This window comes from Afipia birgiae 34632, from assembly GCF_000308295.2.
In the GTDB taxonomy this organism is placed as follows: Bacteria; Pseudomonadota; Alphaproteobacteria; order Rhizobiales; family Xanthobacteraceae; genus Afipia; species Afipia birgiae.
This window is the reverse complement of record NZ_HG326653.1, coordinates 131,342-151,617: the sequence shown is the minus strand read 5'-3', so window position 1 is coordinate 151,617 and position 20,276 is coordinate 131,342. Positions and strand designations below refer to the sequence as shown.

The window sequence follows — 20,276 nt, the reverse complement described above, 5'->3', positions numbered from 1 at the left end:
GGCGCGTCGCGCCGGGCTTTTTACTGAGCGATCCTTGGACGAGATCTAGTCCACCACGATCTTTACGCGTTCGCGCGGCTTGAGCGTCGAGCGGGCGTCGAGGCCGTTCAGGACGCGGAATCGGTCGACCGGCCGATCGACGCCCTGCATCCGCTGCGCGAGCGATTCCACCGTATCGCCAGGCTGTGCGGTGATGACCTTGATTCGCAGTGGTCGGGCGGCCTGAATTTCGGCCAGCGTCAGGCGCCGGAATGAATTCACCGTGTCGCGGAAGCCGCGATCACTTTCCGGCGTTTTCTTCTTTGTTGCGAAAATGAAGCGGTAGACGTCGCTGCCGAACCGCAGCGCGTATATTCTGAACTGCCATTGATCGCCGCCGGCCGTCGCAGTCGCGGACGGGAAGCCGTTGATGCTGATGTCCTCGGTCGATGACTTGTCGACATTCTCCATCCAGCCGGAGTTGAGATAGTCGCCAAGCGTCTGTTCTGCGGGAACGCGCACCACGTCGAAGCGCATCGCCTGCGTGCCACCTTCGCGCACGCCGACGACCGCCTGTGCGGTGTTCTCAAGCACGAAGCCGTCCGGAACCTGGAATGTGAAGCCGAGCTTCGGATGCAGGAAACGCCGTCCGCGCACAAAGCCTTCACTGGGGTCTTCGCCGTAAACAAGATTATCGATCGCGGAGAGATAGGCATCGCGATCACGCTCGCCGCCTTCCGGCGACGAGTACTGACGCGCGCTTGCCTGCGCGTTCTGCACCCGCTCCGGTGTCGCCGGGTGTGACGACAGGAAGTCCAGCGAGCGGGGATCGGCGGGCGCGCGGCCTGCCTTCAGGGCGGCGTTGCGTTCCATCGCGGTGAGGAAACGAGATGCGCCAAACGGATCGAACTTGGCACGCGCTGCGATGCCGACGCCAATTCCGTCGGCTTCGAACTCCTGCGCGCGCGAGAAGCTCGCCATCGTCAGTTTGGTCTTCGCCAGCGCCAGCGCGCTCATGTCGGGATCGCTGCCCATATCGGCGACCACGCGGGTGACGACGGCGGCCTGCTTGGCCTGATCTTCGCGAATCGCAGCGTGCTTGGCCAGCACATGCGCCATTTCATGAGCCAGCACGGACGATAGCTCGGATGTATCGCTGGCGAGCGCGATCAGCCCGCGCGTGACATAAAGCTGTCCGGTCGGGAGCGCGAAGGCGTTGACCGCGCCGGAATTCAGGATCGTCACTTTGTAGGAGAGGTCGGGCCGCTCTGAGGCCGCGACGAGACGCTCGACGGATTTGGTGATCAGGGCTTCCAGTCGCGGATCGTCATAGGATCCGCCATAGGAGGAGAGGATGCGGCTATGCTCGCGTTCGGTCGCCGGGGTTTGGGCGGCGGGCTTGTTCGGCTTTGTGGGTGCTAAGCTCGGGTTCGATGCGGTCTGGAATCGGCCAAGGTCGCCGCAGGCGCTCAGAGCGAACGATGCGCATAGAGCCGCCGCCGCGAAAACGCGGCGTAAACTCCTCGGACCTCGTTGGCTCGCGGGTGCTGCCACGCCTCTATTTACCCTCATCCTCAGGCCCAGTAGCGGCCAGATCGCTTTTCGGGATCGGCCTGGCCGCGCCGATCATCTCAATCTGCCCGACGTGAGTGACCTCGATCCTCGGTCCGCCGCGCTTCTCGATCCAGCCTCGAACTCGAACCTTCTTGTCTTTCAGAGACTTAAGGTCAATTCCAGCGGCCTCGACGGCCGGCATCATGCGCCTTGGAATAGTCACGGCAAAGTCCCGTGTCCATCGACGTCCGAAATTGACATAAAATGTCGCGCCGGCCAGCCGGGCCGACGAAACCGTTCCTTCCACCATAGTAAATTGTCCCAATCGTGCCAAAATATCGTCGGTGCTTTTCGCGTTTTTTAAGGCAGCGGAACCAGCCCAAATGCCGCGCCTTGCCGCACGCGCGGCGGCCTCTCTGGCCAGCAGCGCCTGGAAACAGGCAGGGTCGCTGCCGGTCGGCGACACCAGGGCTTCGCCGCGTGTGAGCATCTCGAACTGAACCGGCGCTGCCGAGTCTATCAAGGCGACGAAAGCCGGTTGGCGTCCGTATCGATCCGGCGTGTCGTCGAAGCCGTGCAACGTGACGTCACGGCCTTCAATCAGCGAGGATAATATTACCTTACCAAGGCCTGCGGCGTCCACCGCAAGCTCGATTCCTGCGAGACGCACCTCGCGTCCGTCCTCAAGCCGGAAGGTTCTTGCGTCAAGCACGCTGCCGACCCGGCCCTCGCCCTGCCGCACGAATTCGCATGCGGCGAGCGCCGGGCTATCGCAGACACAGATGATCAACGCGAACCCTGTCGCAATTCCTGTGATGCGACCCCCGCGTCTGCTCATCCGCATTTAGCCATTAGAGGCCTGCTTGATTGCGCTCCATGTCTTTGCGAAGCGCGCCGACGTAGCTCTTGAAGTCCACTTCCAGAGTATAGCGTGCCGAGTTCAGCCACGTCCGCTGCTTCCGCTCGTGGTGCGATCTGACTTCACGTGCCATCTCGGCGGCAGAGGGCAGCGCCATTCTATCCGCAAGGGCGGCGGCGATCCATCGCGCCTGCACCTCGACCAGCGGAATTGTTGCGCCGATCGGCTGCACCAGGCCGGCGAAGAAAAGCCCGGGCAGGCCGGGCGGCGTCATTCGCCGGTAGAGATCGACCATTTCGCCGTCAGGGACGGAGAACAGTGACGGCGTCAGGAACGGGAATGTCGTTTTGTATCCTGTCGCATAAATGATGGCGTCGAATGGATTGCGCGACCCGTCCGCGAACTCGACGGCGTCGCCGGCGAGCTTCACGACATTCGGTTTGATGCCGATCCAGCCGTGCCCGATATAGGGCAGCAGTTCCTGGCTGATGGTCGCATGCTCGCGCCACATCGGGTGCTTCGGCTTCGGAATTCCAAACCGGCGCTGATTGCCCACAGCGAAGTAAGCCAGCCGCGCCATGATCATGCGCGTCAGCAGCGTGGGGAATTTCAGCTTGCGGGAAAAGAACGCCGACCAGCGGTCGGTCGGAATTCCCATCATGTATTTCGGCATCACGTGAGCGCCGGTTCGCGTCGACAGCGCGACGCTCTTTGCGCGCTTGCAAAGGTCGACCGCAATATCGACGGCGGAGTTGCCGATGCCGACAACCAGAACATTCTTGTCATCGAACGGCGCAGCCGTGCGGTATTCGCTGGAATGGATGGTGATGCCGTCGAATGTGCCGGGGAATGACGGGTGGCGCGGATTCCACAGATGCCCGTTTGCGACCACGACGGCGCGGTAGTTTCGCGCACGGCCATCGTTGGTTACGACCCGCCAGCGCCCGCCGCCGGTCTTCTCGACGGATATCACCTCGGTATTGAACGCAATCGCGGGGCGGACCTTGAAATGATCCGCATAGGACTCGAGATAATTCAATAGTTGCCGATGCGACAGAAAATCCGGCTGGTCGGCGGGAATGGGAAAATCCGGATAGCCGAGATTGTTGCGGCTGGTGTCGATGTGGAGGCTGCGATAGGCGCAGGACAGGCCGTTGTCATTCTCATAGCGCCACATGCCGCCGAGATTCGATCCCTTCTCGAAGCAGTCGAACGAAAGCCCTCGGTCGCGCAATGCCTTTGCGACCGCGACACCCGATGAGCCGGCGCCGATGATGCAGATATCCGGTGAAGCTGCGGCCGTGTCATGCATTGCCGAGACTCGCGATGTAGTGCCGCACGATGCCTTCGAAGGTCTCGTCGCCTGAAATGCCGGCGGCGGAAGCCGTCTGTGAAACAAAGCCCTTCGGCCAGCCATCGACAATGGATTCCAGCGCCATGTCAGGTGCGAAGGTGATTTTTCCGAGGCGCGATGAGTCTACAGTTCTTTCCAGGGCGGCAACGATGTCCGCCATACTGACTGTCAGCGCGGGAAGATTGATCGCGGTGGCGCCATTGAGTGTCGTGGACGGGACGTTATGCATCGCAATCAAGCCTGCCACGACAGCGGATACCGATGCGACGGGGATACGGGTTTCGCTGTTCAGCGGTACGATAACATCGTGCCCGGCAACGGCGTCGCGGACGATGGCGGCGATGCGATCCGAGACCGACGACGTCGGCGGGCCGGGATGCACAAGAACGATCGGCAGCCTCAGCGACCGGCCTTCGATCTCGCCGCGCCGGGCCGCGTCCGCAAGCATCAGTTCTGCAATCGACTTATGCGTGCCGTACGACGTTTGCGGATGCTGAACCAGATCGTCGCCCACGGTATCAGGCAGGACACCGCCAAAGACGGCGATTGAACTCGGAAAAATGAACTTCGGCGGCACAGTTTGCGATCCGACCATGCCGATGAGTTGCGCCAGTGCTGACACATTCACATGCAGCGCGCGGTCGGGCTCTTTTGCGGCTGCGCTGGTGAGCATGGCGGCGAGGTGGAACACGCTGTCAGGTTGCCAGTCTGCAATGCGCCGCAGAACGGCGTCATCCGATATGTCGCCCAAGATTCGTTCAACCCGGTTATCCGAGCAGGTGGGAAGATATGAATCGACCAGCAACATGCGATCAATCCGCCGTGAAGCTCCGTGTCTGTCGGTCAGTTGTCCCGCGCTCAGCAGCGCGCGCACAAGGTGAGAGCCGATAAATCCGCCCGCTCCGGTAATCAGAATCCGCATGCTATTCCGTCTGGCGAAACGTGTGCCCGCGAAACGGGCCCGATGATCCGCAAGCTTGTAATTTCGCCGGCACGAGTCAAGGGCAAGAGCCGCATGGCCTTGTCGCTGACGTGTCATTGCGTCATGATGAAACCAATGAGATGCCGCCGACAAAGGCGCACCATTGATAATGGGAGACAACGTTGAAGAAGATTATCGCAACGCTTATTTCATCCGCTGTGGTGCTCGGCTCAAGCGCGGCGTTGGCTCAAGGCAAGCCGCCGCTGAAACTTGGTGCGATCCTCGATATGTCGGGCCTTTACGCCGATATCACCGGCGTAGGCAGCGAGACTGCGGCGAAAATGGCGGCGGAAGATTTCGGCGGCGAAGTGTTGGGTCGCAAGATCGAGATCATCGCTGTCGATCACTTGAACAAGGCTGATCTGTCGTCGAGCATTGCGCGAGACATGTTCGACAATCAGGGTGTCGAAGCGATTGTCGACGTTGCAGCGTCGGCCACCGCGCTTGCCGCCAACGAGATCGCGAAGACGCGCAACAAGATCATCATGTTCAACGGCCCCGGGTCTGTTCGCTTGACGAACGAGGCGTGCGGTCCCTACACGGTTCATTATGTGTTCGACACATTCGGGCAGGCGAACTCAACAGGCCTCGCTGCCGTGAAGGCGGGACTCGACACCTGGTTCTTCCTTCAGGCCGATTATGCGTTCGGGCAGGATCTAGAGAAGGACACGTCCGCTGTCGTGACCAAGATGGGTGGCAAGGTGCTCGGCACCGTCAAGCATCCACTCAATACATCGGACTTCTCGTCGTTCCTGCTGCAGGCTCAGGGATCGAAGGCGAAAGTCGTCGGTCTTGCCAATGCCGGCGGCGACACCATCAATGCGATCAAGCAGGGTGCGGAGTTTGGTCTGATGAAGGGCGGACAGAAGATGTCGCCGCTGCTCGCCTTCGTCACCGATATCGACAGCATCGGGCTTGAGACCGCGCAGGGTCTCGTTCTGGCCGAAGCCTGGTATTGGGATTTGAATGACGAGACGCGCGCGTTCTCGAAGCGCTTCATGGACAAGGTCAAACGCGTGCCGACCTCTGCGCAGGCAGGCGTGTACTCCTCGGTCACTCACTACCTCAAGGCAGTGAAGGCTGCAGGCACCACCGACTCCGCTGCTGTCATGAAGATCATGAAGTCGACGCCGATCAACGACATGTTCGCCAAGGGTGGCAAAATCCGTGAGGACGGGCGCATGACCCACGACATGTATTTGTTCGAGGTGAAGAAGCCATCGGAATCGAAGGGGCGTTGGGACAACTACAAGCTGCTCGCCACGATTCCGGGTGATCAGGCCTTCCAGTCACTGGATGCATCACGCTGCCCGTTCATCAAGAAGTAAATCCTGTCACGAGCGCCGGCTTCGGCCAGTGCTCGCTGACGTCCTGCACAGGGAATCTCCATGAGCGGCACAGTTCTCCAAAGTCTTGATCGCGGTCTGTTGACGATCACGATGAACCGTCCCGAGCGGCGTAACGCGATCAACGCGGAAATGTCTGCGGATCTCATTGAGGCGGCGCGGCGCGCCGCGGACGACTCGGATGTCCGCGCTGTGCTCCTGCGCGGAGCCAACGGCACGTTCTGTGTCGGCGGCGACGTCAAGTCGATGGCCGAAAACAAGTCGGAGCTCACATATGAGGTGAAGCGCGCCAATCTGCGGCGGGGCATGGAAATCTCGCGGCTGCTGCATGAATTGCCGAAGCCGGTCGTTGCCCAGATCGACGGCGCTGCAGCCGGCGCGGGTTTGTCGATTGCGTTGTCCTGCGACCTGCGTGTCGCCGGCGCATCCGCCAAAATCACGACGGCGTTTGCCAAGGTCGGCTTCTCCGGCGATTATGGCGGCACCTATTTCCTGACGCAGATGCTGGGCAGCGCCAAGGCGCGCGAGCTTTATCTGATGTCGCCCGTTCTCACGGCGCAGGAAGCCCTCGCACTCGGGCTGGTCACGAAGGTTGTCCCGGACGCTGATGTTGCGGATGCGGCGACTGATCTTGCCATGTCGCTGGCACAGGGGCCGACCGTGACGCTGGGCTACATCAAGCGCAACATCAACAACGCGGAAACCCTGTCGCTCGAGGCCTGCTTCGACGCTGAGGCCGCCCATCATACCCGCTGCTCGGAAACCTCCGACCATCGTGAGGCAGCGAAGGCCTTCATGGAGAAGCGCGCCGCGGTGTTCAAGGGGCGCTAGGGCATGATCCGAGCGCGGGCTTTCGAGCATCGTGCCTGTTGAAGATATCGTCTATCAAGAACAAGAGCGACGCTGGAGCGCCGGCATGACTGACACGACACGGATGCGGCAAATCTGTCTGGTCGCGCCGTACCTTGAGCCGGTGGTCGGCGATATCGCGGCGATCCTGGGGCTGACGGTCTGTTATCGTGATCCCAATGTCGCGCGCTATGGTCTGGAGAACGCGCTGCTCCCGATCGATACCATTCTGCTCGAGGTCGTCGCCCCTTTCCGGGACGGCACTGCCGCCGGGCGTTTCATCGACAAGACCGGTGGCCGCGGCGGCTACATGGCGATCCTGTCCTGTCCCGATCCGCGCGAACGGCAGGCCAATGCCGAACGCATCGGCGTTCGGACTTCTCACGTCATCGATCGTCCGCCCTATCTCGGTATTCAGCTTCATCCGCGCGATTGCCGCGCCGCCTTCATCGAATTCAATTACACCGCCGGCAGCGACAACGTTCGCGGCGCCTATCCGCCGGCCGGGCCTGAATGGGATAAGTCGATCCGTGACGATGTGACGATCGCGCTGACGGAAGTCATCCTGACAGGCCCCGATCCGCAGGGGCTTGCGGATCACTGGAGCCGCATCATCGGTATTTCCGCGACCGGCACCGAGATTGTTCTGGTCAATTGCAGGATTCGGTTTGTTGAAGGCGACAGCGAGATCATGAGCGGGCTCAGCTTTCGTGTCCGCGATCCGGCCGCCGTACTGCTCGCCGCACAGGCGCGTGGACACGCGGTGACTGGAAGTTCGTTCGGCCTTGGCGGGGTCGATTTTCACATCACCGCCTGAGCGCCGACGTGCCCAAACACCCGCTGGATACATTCTTTTCGCCGGACAGCATCGCAATCATCGGCGCGTCGCGGGACGACAAGAAAATCCCCGGGATGTTGTTGACCTTCCTGCGCAGGAATGGATTCGCCGGGGAGGTTTATCCCGTCAATCCCTCGTATGACAGTATCGGCGATCTCCGCTGCTATCCATCGATCGCTTCGATCGGAGCGCCGGTCGATCTCGCCATCGTCATCATTCCGGCGCGTGCGGTTCTTCCGGCCTTGCAGGAGTGTGCGGCAGCAGGAGCAAAGAACGCGATCGTGATCTCCTCGGGTTTCGCGGAGGAGGGAGGAGAGCGCGCCGGTATTCAGGCCGAGATTGCGCAGCTTGCGAATCGCACCGGTATGCGCATCTCGGGGCCGAACGCCGAGGGCTTTTACAACGAGCCCCAGCGCATCGCGGCCACTTTCAGCCCGACCGTCGACGTCAAGCCGGACGCGCCGCGGCTGCTGGTAAGTCCACCATCATTGATGCGTTGATTGCCGGAGGGGCTTCAGCTTCGGGCTGATCTCGTCCGCGCATCTGCCATTCGTGCTCCGGATCGACGGGAAAATCGCTGTTGCGGCCGGAGATTGGCCGCTAGATTGCGCGCGCTAACGACAGCCTCGCAAGAAGGGTAAAAGATGGCCAAGGATGGATTGACGGTAATTGTAACAGGTTCAGCGTCGGGCCTCGGTGCGGCTTCCGCCGCACTGCTGGCGAAGCAGGGTGCGCGCCTCGTCATCAACTATTCGTCGAGCCAGAAGGAGGCCGAACAGACCGCCGATCTCTGCCGAAGCGCCGGCGCAGAAGTTGTGGTGGTGCAGGGCGACGTGTCGCGCGACGAGGATTGCAGGAAGATCGCGGCCGCTGCGGCGCCGTGGGGCCAGCTTGATGGCTTGATCAACAATGCCGGCACGACCAAGCATGTCGATCATGGCGATCTTGACGGTCTGTCGGCGGAAGATTTCCAGCGCATCTACGCGGTCAACACCATCGGGCCTTTTCAGATGGTCCGCGCAGCGCGGGCACTGCTGGAAGCTGGTGCAAGGAAATCCGGCCGCAGCTCGTCGGTCGTGAATGTCTCGTCAATTGCGGGGATCGCCGGCATCGGATCATCGGTGGCCTATGTCGCGAGCAAGGGCGCGCTGAACAGCATCACTCTCTCATTGTCGCGTGCACTGGCGCCGTTGATCCGCGTCAATGCGGTCTGTCCCGGTTACATCGATACGCCCTGGTTCACCAAAGGCCGAGGACCTGAACTCGCCGGGAAAATCCGCAACATGGTGACGGAGCAATCGCCGCTGAAGATCGCTTCCACCGCGCAGGATGTTGCCGAGCTTGTCTGCTTTCTCACCAGCCCGGCGTCACGCAGCATGACCGGAGAGATCGTGCGGATCGATGCGGGCGCGCATCTCGGGCCCGCGGTTCTGCCCAAACGGAACTAACCCGAAATCCTGAGCGGAGAGATGAGCTTCCTGCCGCTCAGACCTTGTTGCCGGGGTCGGAGACGACGCCGCGCGCGACCAGTCTGTTCCAGATGAACAGCACCACCAGCGCTCCGATGGTGGCCGTGATAAACCCGGCGCCCTGGCTCGGGCTGTAGTGTCCGATGGCCTGACCGATGAAGGTCGCCAGGAATGCGCCGGCGATACCGAGGACAATCGTCAGGATGAAGCCTGTCGGATTGTTCGGACCGGGTGATAACAGCCGTGCAATAAAACCCGCGACCAGGCCGACGAAAAGAATGTAAAGCATTGCTGGTATCCTTCGTGCTCGAATTCAAAGAGACGCTTGTCGGTCGGCGTGGAGCGAAAAATCACCCCACGCCGGTCGTGACGCCGATCAAATCCAGCGCGAAGCTTCGCGCTCCGTTGGCAGCCGTCCGTCGGGCGTCAGCTGATTGATGACGTCGGGCAGCTGCCGCGCGAGGCCCGCAAGCAGTTCGTCGCGCGACAAGCCGGTTTGTGATGTCAGTGTGCTGATCTGGTCCGCACCGAGCGCGGAGCCGAGGTCGGTGGGTGAGATCTGCTTGTTGGGACCGGGGCCGACCCACGAATTCGCAGCTTCTGTTTGGCCCTTTTCCTGAAACTGCATGAGCAGATCGTTCAGTCCGCCGCTGAGAACACTTCCGGCCGCGCCGCCTGCCAGCAATCCGCCGAGGGCTCCGCCGAGCGGCCCCTTCATCAGGTCGCCCAGCCCGCCGCCAAGTCCGCCGGTGCTGGCCGTTGTCGTTCCGGGCAGCGACGTCGGTGTGGATGGCGCCGGCGCGTTGCCCGCCGGGTTCGCCCCGGACTGGCTCCCGCCAATGTGTTTGACCGCTTTGTAGGCAAGAAGAGCAAGGATCGCCATGGTCATCGGCGACATCCCGCCGCTGCTTTCGCCCGGTGCGCTTGGCTCGCTTGGACCGCGAGGTCCGTTCTGCATGCCGTTGAGAATGTCGAGCAAACCCATCGTTTGTCTCCTGTCGAGCGCCCACCCTGCATGAAGACTAGTGTTTCGACATGACGGTTACAAGGCAGGGTGGCGGTGGCGCGCGCCCTCTGGTATGGAATCGCGAAAGTTTTAAGCGCTCTTGCGGGTTTCTCCGTGAGGGATGCATCCGGTCCCGTAGCTCAGCCGGATAGAGCGGCGGTTTCCTAAACCGCAGGTCGGAAGTTCGAGTCTTCCCGGGATCGCCAACAGCCTTAGACAATCCGAAGGTTGCTCATTTCGTGATTGTCACGCTTCCAGTCCAGCATCACGCTGGACTGGACTTTGCGCGAGTTCGCCTCCTGGAGGTCAGTCCAGTTTCACGCCTGCCTCTGTCACGACCTTTTGCCAGCGCACGGTTTCCGCTGCCACCATAGCTGCGAACGCCGCGCCCGTGACGTCGGGAACGTCGGAGCCGTTCCGCTCCCACGCATCCTTGATCGTCGCCGTCTGCATGGCCTTCTGGAGTTCCCTGGTCATGCGTTCAACGATTGCCGGCGGTGTTTTCTTCGGCGCGAAGACACCATACCAGGTCGCCACTTCGTATCCCGGCACACCGGCTTCCGCGGCAGTGGGAACATCGGGGAACGCCGCAACCCGCTTTGGAGCCGCGATCGCGAGTGCGCGCAACTGGCCGCCGCGAATTTGCGGTGCGGACGAGCCGAGCCCGTCGAACACCAGCGGCACGTGGCCCGCGACGAGATCCGCCATCGCCGGTCCGGCTCCGCGGTAAGGCACATGAAGAATGCGCGTCTTGGTCAGGATCTTGAACAGTTCGCCGGCGAGATGATGCGTGGTGCCGGCGCCGGCGGAGCCATAGTTGAGTTTGTCCGGATTGGCGCGGAGATAGGCGATGAATTCGGGAAGGGTTTTTGCGTCGACCTTGCCGGGATTGACGACGATAACCTGAGGTGGCCGCGCGATCAGCGCTACGGGCACAAAATCCCTCTCGAGGTTGTAGTCGAGATTGGGATAGATCGCCGGAGCGATGGCGTGGTGTGCTGCACCGACGAAGAACGTATATCCGTCTGGTGCGGCCTTGGACGCCTGCGATGCGCCTACGGTGCCGCCTGCGCCCGCGCGGTTTTCGATCAGCACGCGCGTTCCCAGTTGGGTGTCGAGCTGGGCAGCAAGCGGGCGAGCGAAGGCATCGGTGCCGCCGCCGGCTGCGAACGGCACGATGAAGATGATCGGCTTTTCCGGCCACGTTTGAGCCTGGGCATTGCCGGCCATGACAAACGAGCCTGCAAGAACAGCGAATAAAGCGCGCCAACCGAATTTCAGATTCACGACATGTCCTCCCGGGATATTTGATTTGCGCCACATCGTCGCGGCGCCTTTTTTGCCGGATGTTTCCGGATCGATGATTGAGCGGATGCCGCGGTGCTGCAAAGCACCGCGCACAATCATAATCATGGAAGGCGTGGCCCCCGGCAACCGGGTTTTTCGTCGCGTCAATCGCCCCGGGCCGACGGCCCGACCGGGTCCGACGCGGATTCTGCGCACCGGTATGAGGAATTATTGACAATATCATACTTTGCGTGTCAGCGTACTCTGCCGGTCAAGATCGATGTGCGGGGGCATTTCAATTCAACGGTTTGGTTCAGGACGTCGCGAGGCGGCAGCGGCTTGCCGACGCGCGCGATCGCGCGCGTCGAGCCTTCACCAGACATCGCGAGTGATCGGGGTGGCGGTTGCAGGGCTGATCGCTGCGCCGCAAGGTGCGTTTGCTCAAAGCGCCGGGACACCAGTTGCATCGACGCCGTTGCCGACTGTCGATGTGATTGCGCCCCGCATTCAACAGGAGCGCAGGACGGCCTCCCGCGTGACGTCCGCTGCGGCAACCTCTGATGTGGCCTCCAATGCCGAACAAGCGCCGGTCGCGTCTGCCAGCGAACAGAACTTTACTGGCGCCGAGGTCAACGCGCGGCCGTTTTCGCGGCCCGCGGAAGCTCTCGAAGTCGTGCCCGGTCTCATGATCACGCAGCACAGCGGCGACGGCAAAGCCAATCAGTACTTTCTGCGCGGCTTCAATCTGGATCACGGAACAGATCTGGCGATCTCGGTCGATGGCATGCCGGTTAACATGCGCACCCACGGCCATGGACAGGGCTATGCCGATCTGAATTTCCTGATCCCGGAATTGATCGGATCGGTCCATGTGCGAAAGGGGCCGTATTTCGCCGACGAGGGCGATTTCTCATCCGTCGGCTCGGTCCATGTCGGACTGATCGACACCATTCACAAGTCGATGGCGCTGGCAACTGTCGGCAGCTTCGGTTACCGGCGGGCATTCGGGGTTACATCGAGCAAGGTGGGCGACGGCAACCTGCTGATCGCCGGAGAGGCCGGCACCTACAATGGTCCGTGGGACAATCCCGACAAGCTGCGCAAGCTGAACGCCGTGGTGCGCTACACGGAAGGCTCCGCGGCCAACGGGTTTTCGCTGACGGGGATGGCCTATTCCAATCGCTGGAATTCGACCGACCAGATCCCGCTTCGTGCCATCACATCGGGTCTTGTCGGCCGTTACGGCGCGCTCGATCCGACCGACGGCGGCAATTCCGATCGCTTCTCGGTGTCCGGACGCTGGGCGCAGACCGACAAAGACGGCGCGTCGAGGATGAATTTCTATGCGATCAAAAGCTCGCTCGATCTCTACAACAACTTCACCTTCTTCCTCGACAATCCGGATCTCGGCGATCAGTTTCATCAGCGCGACGATCGCCTTCTCGCCGGTGTGAATGCCTCGCACACCTTCAATCACGCGTTCGCCGGTCTTCCGATGCAGACCGAAATCGGCATCCAGAGCCGCTATGACGACATCAAGGTCGCGCTGTCGAAAACCTATCAGCGCCAATTTTACGAAGGCACGCGCAACGACAAGGTGAAGGAGGGCAGCGTCGGGATTTTCATCCAGAACACCGTTCACTGGACGGGCTGGATGCGCACCACGCTCGGTTATCGCGGCGACTTCTACACCACCAATGTCAGTTCGCTGCTGACGCCCGCGAATTCCGGCAATGCCAATGCATCGATCGGCAGTCCGAAACTGAGCATCGTGTTCGGACCGTTCGCGAAGACCGAATTGTTTCTCAACGCGGGTGAGGGCTTTCACAGCAACGACGCGCGCGGCGTGACCATCAGCGAATCGCCGTCCGACGGTTTGCCGGTGGATTCATCGCCGTTTCTCGTGAAGACACGCGGCGCCGAGGTTGGCGTCCGGACCCGATTCATCCCCGGTCTCGACAGCTCGCTCAGCCTGTTTGTGTTCGACTCGGCGTCGGAGATTCTGTTCGTCGGCGATGCGGGCGATACCGAGCCGAGCCGGCCAAGCCGCCGCTACGGCGTGGAGTGGACCAATCATTACAAGCCGGTGTCGTGGCTGCAGATCGATGGCGATCTTGCCGTCACCCATGCGCGGTTTCGCGGCGATAACTCGGCTCAGGCGGCAGCCTATTCCGAACTCGCCGGCTATCCTGCGGCGCAGATCGGCAACGCGCCGGGCAATTTTATTCCGGGGGCGCCAAACATGATCGCGTCGGCGGGGATCAGGCTAGGCGAGAAAACCGGGTGGTTCGGCGCGCTGCGCTATCGCTATTTCGGGCCGCGCCCGCTGACCGAAGACGGCGCCTTCGTGTCGCCGGCCACGGGATTGCTCAATGGACAGATCGGCTATCGGTTCGACAATGGGTGGCGGATCCAGCTCGACGCCTACAACCTGACTGCCAGCAAGTCCGACCAGATCACCTATGCTTACGGGTCGCTGCTGAAGACCGATGCGCTGTTCGCCCAGTGCCATCCGGTGCAGGTGGCACCCCCCGCAGTGTGCCAGACCGGTGTGATGGATCGCGTGTTGCATCCGGTCGAGCCGTTGGCGGTTCGGCTTACTCTCGCGGGAAGGTTCTGACAAAGTTCTTTGCTGCGCGCCGGTATCGGCTATGGTCGCCCGTCACATGAGGTCGTCACGCGAATGTTCGGAATTCTAGGCCTCGGCTTTCTTATCGGAATGCAGCACGCCCTTGAGGCCGATCACGTCGCAGCAGTGTCCAGCATTGCGGCCCGGCGAACCAGCGTCCGAGACATCGTCAAGCACGGGCTGACCTGGGGGCTGGGTCACACCATCACATTGTTCATTTTCGCCGGCGCAGCGATCCTTCTTGGTCACACGATTCCGGAACATCTGGCGGCTCCGCTGGAAACCGTCGTTGGCATCATGCTGGTCGGCCTCGGTGCGCATGTGCTGTGGCGACTATGGCGCGATGGCGTGCATTTCCATCGGCACCGGCACGGCGATGGCACCGCGCATCTTCATCTTCACAGCCATGGTGTGGACTCCGTTCCGCACCAGCGCAGCTGCCACGACCACCGTCACGGTTTCCGGTGGCGGACTTTGCTGGTCGGGCTGATGCACGGCATGGCGGGCTCGGCCGCGCTGCTGGTTCTGGTCGTCTCGCAGTTCGCGAATCCGCTGCATGGCTTGTTCTACATTCTGCTGTTCGGAATAGGCTCAATGCTCGGGATGGGGGCGCTGTCGACCGTGATCGCGGTGCCGCTGGCGGTTTCTGCAAGGTCGCTCACATGGGCCAATCGCGGGCTTCAGGCTGCTGTCGGCATTGTCACCATCGGAATCGGGGCAATGACAATCTATTCGACGGCGCTGGCATAACGCAGATCATTCCCTTCTGCGGCTTGTCGTGATGGCGGACGATGTGCAGAGTGTCGGCAAAACAACGGTCGACGAGGAACGCCGTGGCCCATTTCAGCGAGATCTACGCAATCCGTTATGCCACGATGACGGGGCGTCAGCCGCACCAGAATTATCTAACTGTTCACAGCTCTGCCTGCCGGTCGAACAAGCAATCTTGATTGCTTGTCCGGTAGGTGCATTGGTATAAACCAGCGCATCCGCACGGATCTCGCCGGCGGGTTGCAACCTGAAGTGAATCGAAAGCTGCTGTAGGCTCGATGCACGGGAAAGACGGTCATAGCAGAAAAAAGACGGCTTTCGTTTTCGCGGGCGGCGGCAGTTTTGGTGCGATTCAAGTCGGGATGATGCAGGCTCTCGCAGCCCATGGCGTCACGGCTGACCTCGTGGTCGGATCGAGCGTGGGCGCGATGAACGGCGCCTATTATGCCGGCTCGCCGACGCTGGACGGCGTCAAGAAGCTGGCGGACATCTGGCGGGGGCTGACGCGGCAGGATGTGTTTCCGGTGTCGCTGTATTCGTTCGCATCGTTTTTGTGGCGGCGGGATTTTTTGATTTCGCACGACGGTGTTCGCAAGCTGATCGAGGATCATCTTCCGTACAACAAGCTGGAAGAGGCTGTTGTTCCGGTTCATATCGTGACGACCGACATCGTATCCGGTGAGACCGTGGTGCTCTCCGAAGGCTCTGCGGCTGAGGCGATCGTGGCCAGCACGGCGATTCCGGGGGCCTTCGCACCGGTCAAGCACAACAACCGTTTCCTGGCCGACGGCGCGATATCGAGCAATACGCCGATCCGCGTCGCGATCCAGAAAGGGGCTCAACGGCTCATCATCATGCCGACGGGATTTGCCTGCGCGGGACAGGACCCGCCGGTGGGGGCTGTCGCAACGGCCCTGCACGCACTGACGCTGCTGATTGCGCGGCAGATGACCACTGAGCTGGAGTATCTTGAGGCGACCGTTGAGTATTGTGTCGTGCCGCCGCTGTGTCCGCTGGTCGGCTCGCCTTATGACTTCACCCGTACGGACGATCACATCACGCGGGCGATCAAGACCACCGAGGCGTGGATCGCTGAAGGCGGCCTTGAGAAGGGCGGGGTCCCCGGCGAGATGCGTCCTCACCAGCACTGAGAGAGCTTTCGACGCCGGGTCGCTCGTATATTGCTTTGCAATATGTCTTGCAGATGGCAAGCCGTAACCGCGCGATAAGACAGGATGACGTCAAGCCAGCGGCGTGCTGGCAGCACTGTTGATGTCGATGCCTCACGCTTTGGTGTATAGTTTGTGCCTATCGTGGCTGTTCTCGCTGCGCTATCGACCTGCGCAGGGAAACGCGCCAACATACGGGGCCGGCGCTGCGCCTTACGAACTTGTTGTCGAGGTTTTTATGCAAACTCTCTCGCTGCTGCTTTCGCCTCGTTTCATCATCCTCACGCTTTGTATATGCATCACCGCGCTTCTGATCGGCTGCGCGATCTACTTCGATTTCAAGCATATTTTTCTGTTTGCCATCCCGATCACTATTTTCGGCTCGCTGTCGGTGCTCGGCATTCACGACATGCTGCAGAAGAGTCACGCCGTTCTGCGCAATTACCCGATCTCCGCCCATATCCGTTTTCTGCTGGAGGAGATACGGCCCGAGATGCGGCAGTATTTCTTCGAGAGTGAAAAGGATGGCAAGCCGTTCAGCCGCGATACCCGCGCGGTGGTCTACCAGCGCGCGAAGATGGTTCTCGACAAGCGCCCGTTCGGCACCCAGGAAGATGTCTATGCGCAAGGCTACGAATGGATGAACCATTCGGTCTCGCCGAAGCCGCTGGCCGACGCACCCTTTCGCGTCACGATCGGCGGGCCGGACTGCACCAAGCCGTACTCGGCCTCGGTGTTCAACATTTCCGCCATGAGCTTCGGCGCGCTCAGCCCCAACGCCGTGCGTGCGCTCAATGCAGGTGCGAAAAAAGGAAATTTTGCGCATGATACCGGTGAAGGCGGTGTCAGTCCCTATCATCGTGAAAACGGCGGCGATCTGATCTGGGAAATCGGATCGGGATATTTTGGCTGCCGCAATCCCGACGGAACCTTCAATCCTGAACTCTTCGCGAAGGTTGCGACCGACGACCAGATCAAGATGGTTGAACTGAAAGTCAGCCAGGGCGCGAAGCCGGGCCACGGCGGCGTGCTTCCAGCCGCGAAAGTTTCCGAGGAGATTTCACGCATTCGCGGCGTCGCAGTGGGCGAGGATTGCATTTCGCCGGCCTATCACCGGGCGTTCTCAACTCCGATCGAGATGATGCAGTTCATTGCCGAAATGCGCAGGCTCTCGGGCGGCAAGCCGGTGGGCTTCAAACTCTGCATCGGTCATCGCTGGGAGTTTCTTGCGATCTGCAAGGCGATGGTCAAGACCGGAATCTATCCTGACTTCATCGTGGTCGACGGGAATGAAGGCGGCACCGGCGCAGCCCCGGCAGAGTTCATGGATCATCTCGGCATGCCGATGCGCGAGGGCGTCAGCTTCGTCCACAACGCTCTGATCGGGATAAATGCGCGAGATCGCATCCGGATCGGTGCGGCCGGCAAGATCGCGACGGGTTTCGACGTGGCGCGCGCCATGGCGCTCGGCGCAGACTGGTGCAATTCGGCGCGGGGCTTCATGTTTGCCTTGGGTTGCATTCAATCGCTCAGCTGTCACACAGATCGCTGCCCGACCGGCGTGACGACGCAGGATCCGTCACGTAACCGTGCGCTGGTAGTCCCCGACAAGACCATGCGTGTTTACAATTATCATCGCGCGACCCTGCACGCGCTGGCGGAATTGATCGCGGCATCCGGTCTCAGCCATCCGCAGGAGATCCGGCCGATCCACTTCTCGCATCGCCTCTCGGGAACGGAGGTGCTGTCGTTCGCGCGGCTTTATCCGCAGCTTCGTCCTGGCGAACTGCTTGAAGGTCATGTTGAGAACCCGCGCTTCCATGCCTGGGCATTCGCGCAGGCGGAATCATTTGCACCCGTTGCTGCCCCGCCTCCGTTGGCCGTTGTGCGAAGCGTCTAGAACTCGCCGTGCAGACGGCCTGAAAAAATCGAGACCGGTCCCCGGTCCGCGTTGTAGGCCGGGTTCGTGATCAGCTGGTAGTCGGCGGTGAAGGTGAAGGCCTTGCTGAGCGCGAGCGCGTAGTAGGTCTCGAGAATCCGTTCCATGCCGTAGTTCAATCGGCCGTCGCCGATCAGGAGACCCTTGCCGCCGGCGGCGAGGAAATCGCGGTGCGCGCCGGACAGGCCGTTGACGGCCCCGCCCAGTGCAAATGTGTCGGCGGGCCGGCCCCAATAGCTGCCTTTGATCGAAACACCACCGGACACGCTGCGGTCAACGTCGGTGAACGACAGGATCTCGTTCTGGCCGTCGTTCCAGCTGGCGCGGGCGAAGATGCCGACGTCGGTTGCGATCTGCTGTTCGGCGTTGACGTAGAAGCCGTACTTCGATCGTTTGCGGCGCTCACCCACTACAATATCATTGATGTCGAGTCCGGGGTTCGCCACGCTGATGCCCAGCGCGTTGCGATAGTTGGCAGTGTTGCCGCGGTTCGCGAACACGCCGAGTCGCAGCTTGCCGGGCTGATTGAGGATCGTGTGGCGTTCTTCGAATTCGACCACCGCGCCGCCGGTTTTGAAGGTGAGCACATCGCTGTTGGGTTGTGACGGCACCTGGAAAAGACCGGCCCTGATCGCCCAATCCTTGCGGTTGAGTTCAACGACGGCGCCGCGGGTGAAGCCCGGCAGATCGGCAGGGAAGTCATAGGCGGCGGAGGACCACATCGCCCAGTTCATGAAATCGGCGCGCGGATCCTTCGCGTAGGAATTGCCGTCGAAGTAATCGCCGACGGCGAACCGTCCGACCGTGACCGTGACGCGATCGATATCGCGTTTGCCCGGCAATTGATTGGCAGCGTCGGCGACGTCTTCCTGCTCGCCGCCAAGGCCGAAAGTCTGACGGAAGAAATAGCGCTGCGCGCGAAATTTCGGATATTCCGCGCCGCCCTTCTGTGCTTCGCCGTTCGAGAAGCCCGCGAGACCCAGGGTGCCGCCGATGCCGAAGCCCTGAGCAAGCTCGGGATTGAAGTAGAATTCGCCGCCCTCCCACAGTCGCCAGCCGAGAAACGCGCCGACCGTCCAGGTTTCGCGTGCGCGCCCGGCGCCGGGGAGGCTGTTCGGCCCCTGATACGGCGCACGGAAAGATGGATAGCCTTGCGTGATCAGCGTGGTCTGGCCGTGGATGTTCCAGTCCTGCGACTCCGGAAGCGCTGGCAGTTTAACCGCGGTGTTGCCCGCAATCCACGGCGGCGTGTCCCAGAGCCGGTAGTTCATCCCGACCTTGACGGCGTGAATCTGCGGATCGACCCGCACGTCGGGGAGCGGGACGTCGCCGAGTCCGTAGGTGCGCGCGCCAAGATCGATGTAGTTGTATTCGACCTTGCCGGACCAGTTGCCGCCCATCGCGAATTCGACGCCGGCGCCGGCAACCCAGCCCAGATGCACGCGCGACTTGTTGCCGACGACGTTGCCGTCCGCGTCATTGAGATCGACGCGGGTGCGTCCCCATGCAGCACCGCCGGTCACATAGGGCAGCCACGTCCCGAATGCGTAGCCGATGCGGCCCCGCGCCGTGCCGAAGTCATCGAACGTTGTGTGGAACGGCGCTGGCACCAGCTTCGGACGATCTAGCGGGCTCGTAAACGAAATGTCGGCCTCAACCCCGAGCACCCATTTGTTCGGAAGCTGCAGATTGTAGCCTGCCTGATAGCCGCCAATCAGACCCGTGATGCTGTGCGGAAAGAAGATGCCCTGCTGCGGAAGCGGGTTCGTGCCGGAGCCGAAGCTGCCGCCGCCATAGCCGACATGACCGCCGACATAGAGACCGCTCCAGTCGAAATAGCGCTCAATGCGTGGCGCCTTGACTGGCAGAGCGATCGACGTGTCGGCAGCCTGCGCCGTTCCAAGCGGCACGACCCCGAGCATGAGCCCTGCGAGAGCGCCCTTCAGAGCAGCCGGGTGATGGAGTAATCGTGACATGAAGCGCCGGATCGTCGGATGGCGGGGTTGCGCGGCGGGACATCAGAAATGACCCCAGCTTCCAGGCATTTGGGCGTATTTGCGAATAATTCGCAAGTAGTTATTTTCTCTATTCGCAATTGATTGGGCGAGCGGGCAACCGGATTCGGCGCACGCCGGAGCCATGACAGCACGATGTGACAATTGCATAACATGGTCGAGACGGTTGTCAGTTTTCATTGGCCATCGTCTCAATGTGCAAGCCAAACAAAATGACCCGCCCGGGGGGA

At 61.4% G+C, this 20,276-nt stretch carries 17 protein-coding genes and 1 tRNA gene; 10 read left to right on the top strand and 8 right to left on the bottom strand.

Annotated elements, in window-relative coordinates:
* Positions 1-45: 45 nt before the first annotated feature.
* From BN32_RS14620 to BN32_RS14605, 4 genes are all read right to left on the bottom strand, one after another.
* Complete coding sequence (locus tag BN32_RS14620; protein ID WP_019199591.1) at positions 46-1,533, bottom strand: M48 family metalloprotease; 1,488 nt, start codon at positions 1,531-1,533, stop codon at positions 46-48.
* A gap of 4 nt (positions 1,534-1,537) precedes the next feature.
* A complete protein-coding gene (locus BN32_RS14615; protein ID WP_244438181.1) occupies positions 1,538-2,176 on the bottom strand; it encodes a thermonuclease family protein in 639 nt (212 codons plus the stop codon).
* Positions 2,177-2,384: 208 nt separating this feature from the next.
* Positions 2,385-3,704, bottom strand: a complete 1,320-nt coding sequence (locus tag BN32_RS14610; RefSeq protein ID WP_019199593.1) for a flavin-containing monooxygenase — start codon at positions 3,702-3,704, stop codon at positions 2,385-2,387.
* On the bottom strand, positions 3,697-4,668 hold the full coding sequence (locus BN32_RS14605; protein ID WP_019199594.1) for an NAD-dependent epimerase/dehydratase family protein: 972 nt from the start codon (positions 4,666-4,668) through the stop codon (positions 3,697-3,699). The genes BN32_RS14610 and BN32_RS14605 overlap by 8 nt, the downstream gene beginning before the upstream one ends.
* Positions 4,669-4,850: 182 nt before the next feature.
* On the opposite strand from BN32_RS14605, the gene BN32_RS14600 reads away from it, so the two are divergent.
* The 5 genes from BN32_RS14600 (at position 4,851) to BN32_RS14580 (ending at position 9,209) form a co-directional block, all read left to right on the top strand.
* Complete coding sequence (locus BN32_RS14600) at positions 4,851-6,056, top strand: ABC transporter substrate-binding protein (RefSeq protein WP_019199595.1); 1,206 nt, start codon at positions 4,851-4,853, stop codon at positions 6,054-6,056.
* A 60-nt stretch (positions 6,057-6,116) separates the two neighbouring features.
* Positions 6,117-6,905 (top strand): enoyl-CoA hydratase, encoded by a 789-nt coding sequence (locus BN32_RS14595; protein ID WP_019199596.1) that lies wholly within the window; start codon positions 6,117-6,119, stop codon positions 6,903-6,905.
* 85 nt (positions 6,906-6,990) lie between these two features.
* The gene (locus tag BN32_RS14590; RefSeq protein ID WP_040426743.1) at positions 6,991-7,740 is read left to right on the top strand and encodes a VOC family protein; all 750 of its coding nucleotides are present in this window, start codon (positions 6,991-6,993) and stop codon (positions 7,738-7,740) included.
* A gap of 8 nt (positions 7,741-7,748) precedes the next feature.
* Entirely contained in the window at positions 7,749-8,261 is a 513-nt protein-coding gene (locus BN32_RS14585) for a CoA-binding protein (protein WP_019199598.1), read from the top strand.
* 144 nt (positions 8,262-8,405) lie between these two features.
* Positions 8,406-9,209 carry an SDR family NAD(P)-dependent oxidoreductase gene (locus tag BN32_RS14580; protein WP_019199599.1) on the top strand — a complete coding sequence of 268 codons (804 nt, stop codon included), beginning with the start codon at positions 8,406-8,408 and terminating at the stop codon, positions 9,207-9,209.
* Between the two features lie 37 nt (positions 9,210-9,246).
* On the opposite strand, the gene BN32_RS14575 is transcribed toward BN32_RS14580, so the two are convergent.
* Both BN32_RS14575 and BN32_RS14570 read right to left on the bottom strand, forming a co-directional pair.
* Positions 9,247-9,519, bottom strand: coding sequence for a GlsB/YeaQ/YmgE family stress response membrane protein (locus tag BN32_RS14575; RefSeq protein ID WP_019199600.1), 273 nt, complete (start codon positions 9,517-9,519; stop codon positions 9,247-9,249).
* 87 nt (positions 9,520-9,606) lie between these two features.
* On the bottom strand, positions 9,607-10,215 hold the full coding sequence (locus tag BN32_RS14570; RefSeq protein WP_019199601.1) for a YidB family protein: 609 nt from the start codon (positions 10,213-10,215) through the stop codon (positions 9,607-9,609).
* 150 nt (positions 10,216-10,365) lie between these two features.
* On the opposite strand from BN32_RS14570, the gene BN32_RS14565 reads away from it, so the two are divergent.
* Positions 10,366-10,442 (top strand) — tRNA-Arg (locus BN32_RS14565).
* Between the two features lie 100 nt (positions 10,443-10,542).
* Here BN32_RS14565 and BN32_RS14560 read toward each other — a convergent pair.
* A complete protein-coding gene (locus BN32_RS14560) occupies positions 10,543-11,523 on the bottom strand; it encodes a Bug family tripartite tricarboxylate transporter substrate binding protein (protein WP_040426741.1) in 981 nt (326 codons plus the stop codon).
* Positions 11,524-11,911: 388 nt separating this feature from the next.
* Here BN32_RS14560 and BN32_RS14555 point away from each other — a divergent pair, with 388 nt between their 5' ends.
* The 4 genes from BN32_RS14555 (at position 11,912) to BN32_RS14540 (ending at position 17,992) form a co-directional block, all read left to right on the top strand.
* Positions 11,912-14,143 carry a TonB-dependent receptor gene (locus BN32_RS14555; protein WP_019199604.1) on the top strand — a complete coding sequence of 744 codons (2,232 nt, stop codon included), beginning with the start codon at positions 11,912-11,914 and terminating at the stop codon, positions 14,141-14,143.
* Positions 14,144-14,206: 63 nt separating this feature from the next.
* Positions 14,207-14,902 (top strand): sulfite exporter TauE/SafE family protein, encoded by a 696-nt coding sequence (locus BN32_RS14550; RefSeq protein ID WP_040426738.1) that lies wholly within the window; start codon positions 14,207-14,209, stop codon positions 14,900-14,902.
* Positions 14,903-15,201: 299 nt separating this feature from the next.
* Positions 15,202-16,074, top strand: coding sequence for a patatin-like phospholipase family protein (locus tag BN32_RS14545; protein ID WP_019199606.1), 873 nt, complete (start codon positions 15,202-15,204; stop codon positions 16,072-16,074).
* Positions 16,075-16,330: 256 nt separating this feature from the next.
* A complete protein-coding gene (locus BN32_RS14540; protein ID WP_019199607.1) occupies positions 16,331-17,992 on the top strand; it encodes an FMN-binding glutamate synthase family protein in 1,662 nt (553 codons plus the stop codon).
* Here the strand turns inward: BN32_RS14540 and BN32_RS14535 are convergent.
* Positions 17,989-20,007, bottom strand: a complete 2,019-nt coding sequence (locus BN32_RS14535) for a carbohydrate porin (RefSeq protein WP_019199608.1) — start codon at positions 20,005-20,007, stop codon at positions 17,989-17,991. The two genes, BN32_RS14540 and BN32_RS14535, sit on opposite strands and share 4 nt — an antisense overlap.
* Between the last annotated feature and the right edge of the window lie 269 nt (positions 20,008-20,276).

Coding starts and splice junctions, on each gene's coding strand:
- BN32_RS14610 (WP_019199593.1), bottom strand. CDS start 3,704: ATGCATGACACGGCCGCAGCTTCACCGGATATCTGCATCATCGGCGCC.
- BN32_RS14605 (WP_019199594.1), bottom strand. CDS start 4,668: ATGCGGATTCTGATTACCGGAGCGGGCGGATTTATCGGCTCTCACCTT.
- BN32_RS14595 (WP_019199596.1), top strand. CDS start 6,117: ATGAGCGGCACAGTTCTCCAAAGTCTTGATCGCGGTCTGTTGACGATC.
- BN32_RS14590 (WP_040426743.1), top strand. CDS start 6,991: ATGACTGACACGACACGGATGCGGCAAATCTGTCTGGTCGCGCCGTAC.
- BN32_RS14580 (WP_019199599.1), top strand. CDS start 8,406: ATGGCCAAGGATGGATTGACGGTAATTGTAACAGGTTCAGCGTCGGGC.
- BN32_RS14575 (WP_019199600.1), bottom strand. CDS start 9,519: ATGCTTTACATTCTTTTCGTCGGCCTGGTCGCGGGTTTTATTGCACGG.
- BN32_RS14570 (WP_019199601.1), bottom strand. CDS start 10,215: ATGGGTTTGCTCGACATTCTCAACGGCATGCAGAACGGACCTCGCGGT.
- BN32_RS14550 (WP_040426738.1), top strand. CDS start 14,207: ATGTTCGGAATTCTAGGCCTCGGCTTTCTTATCGGAATGCAGCACGCC.
- BN32_RS14545 (WP_019199606.1), top strand. CDS start 15,202: ATGCACGGGAAAGACGGTCATAGCAGAAAAAAGACGGCTTTCGTTTTC.
- BN32_RS14540 (WP_019199607.1), top strand. CDS start 16,331: ATGCAAACTCTCTCGCTGCTGCTTTCGCCTCGTTTCATCATCCTCACG.
- BN32_RS14535 (WP_019199608.1), bottom strand. CDS start 20,007: ATGTCACGATTACTCCATCACCCGGCTGCTCTGAAGGGCGCTCTCGCA.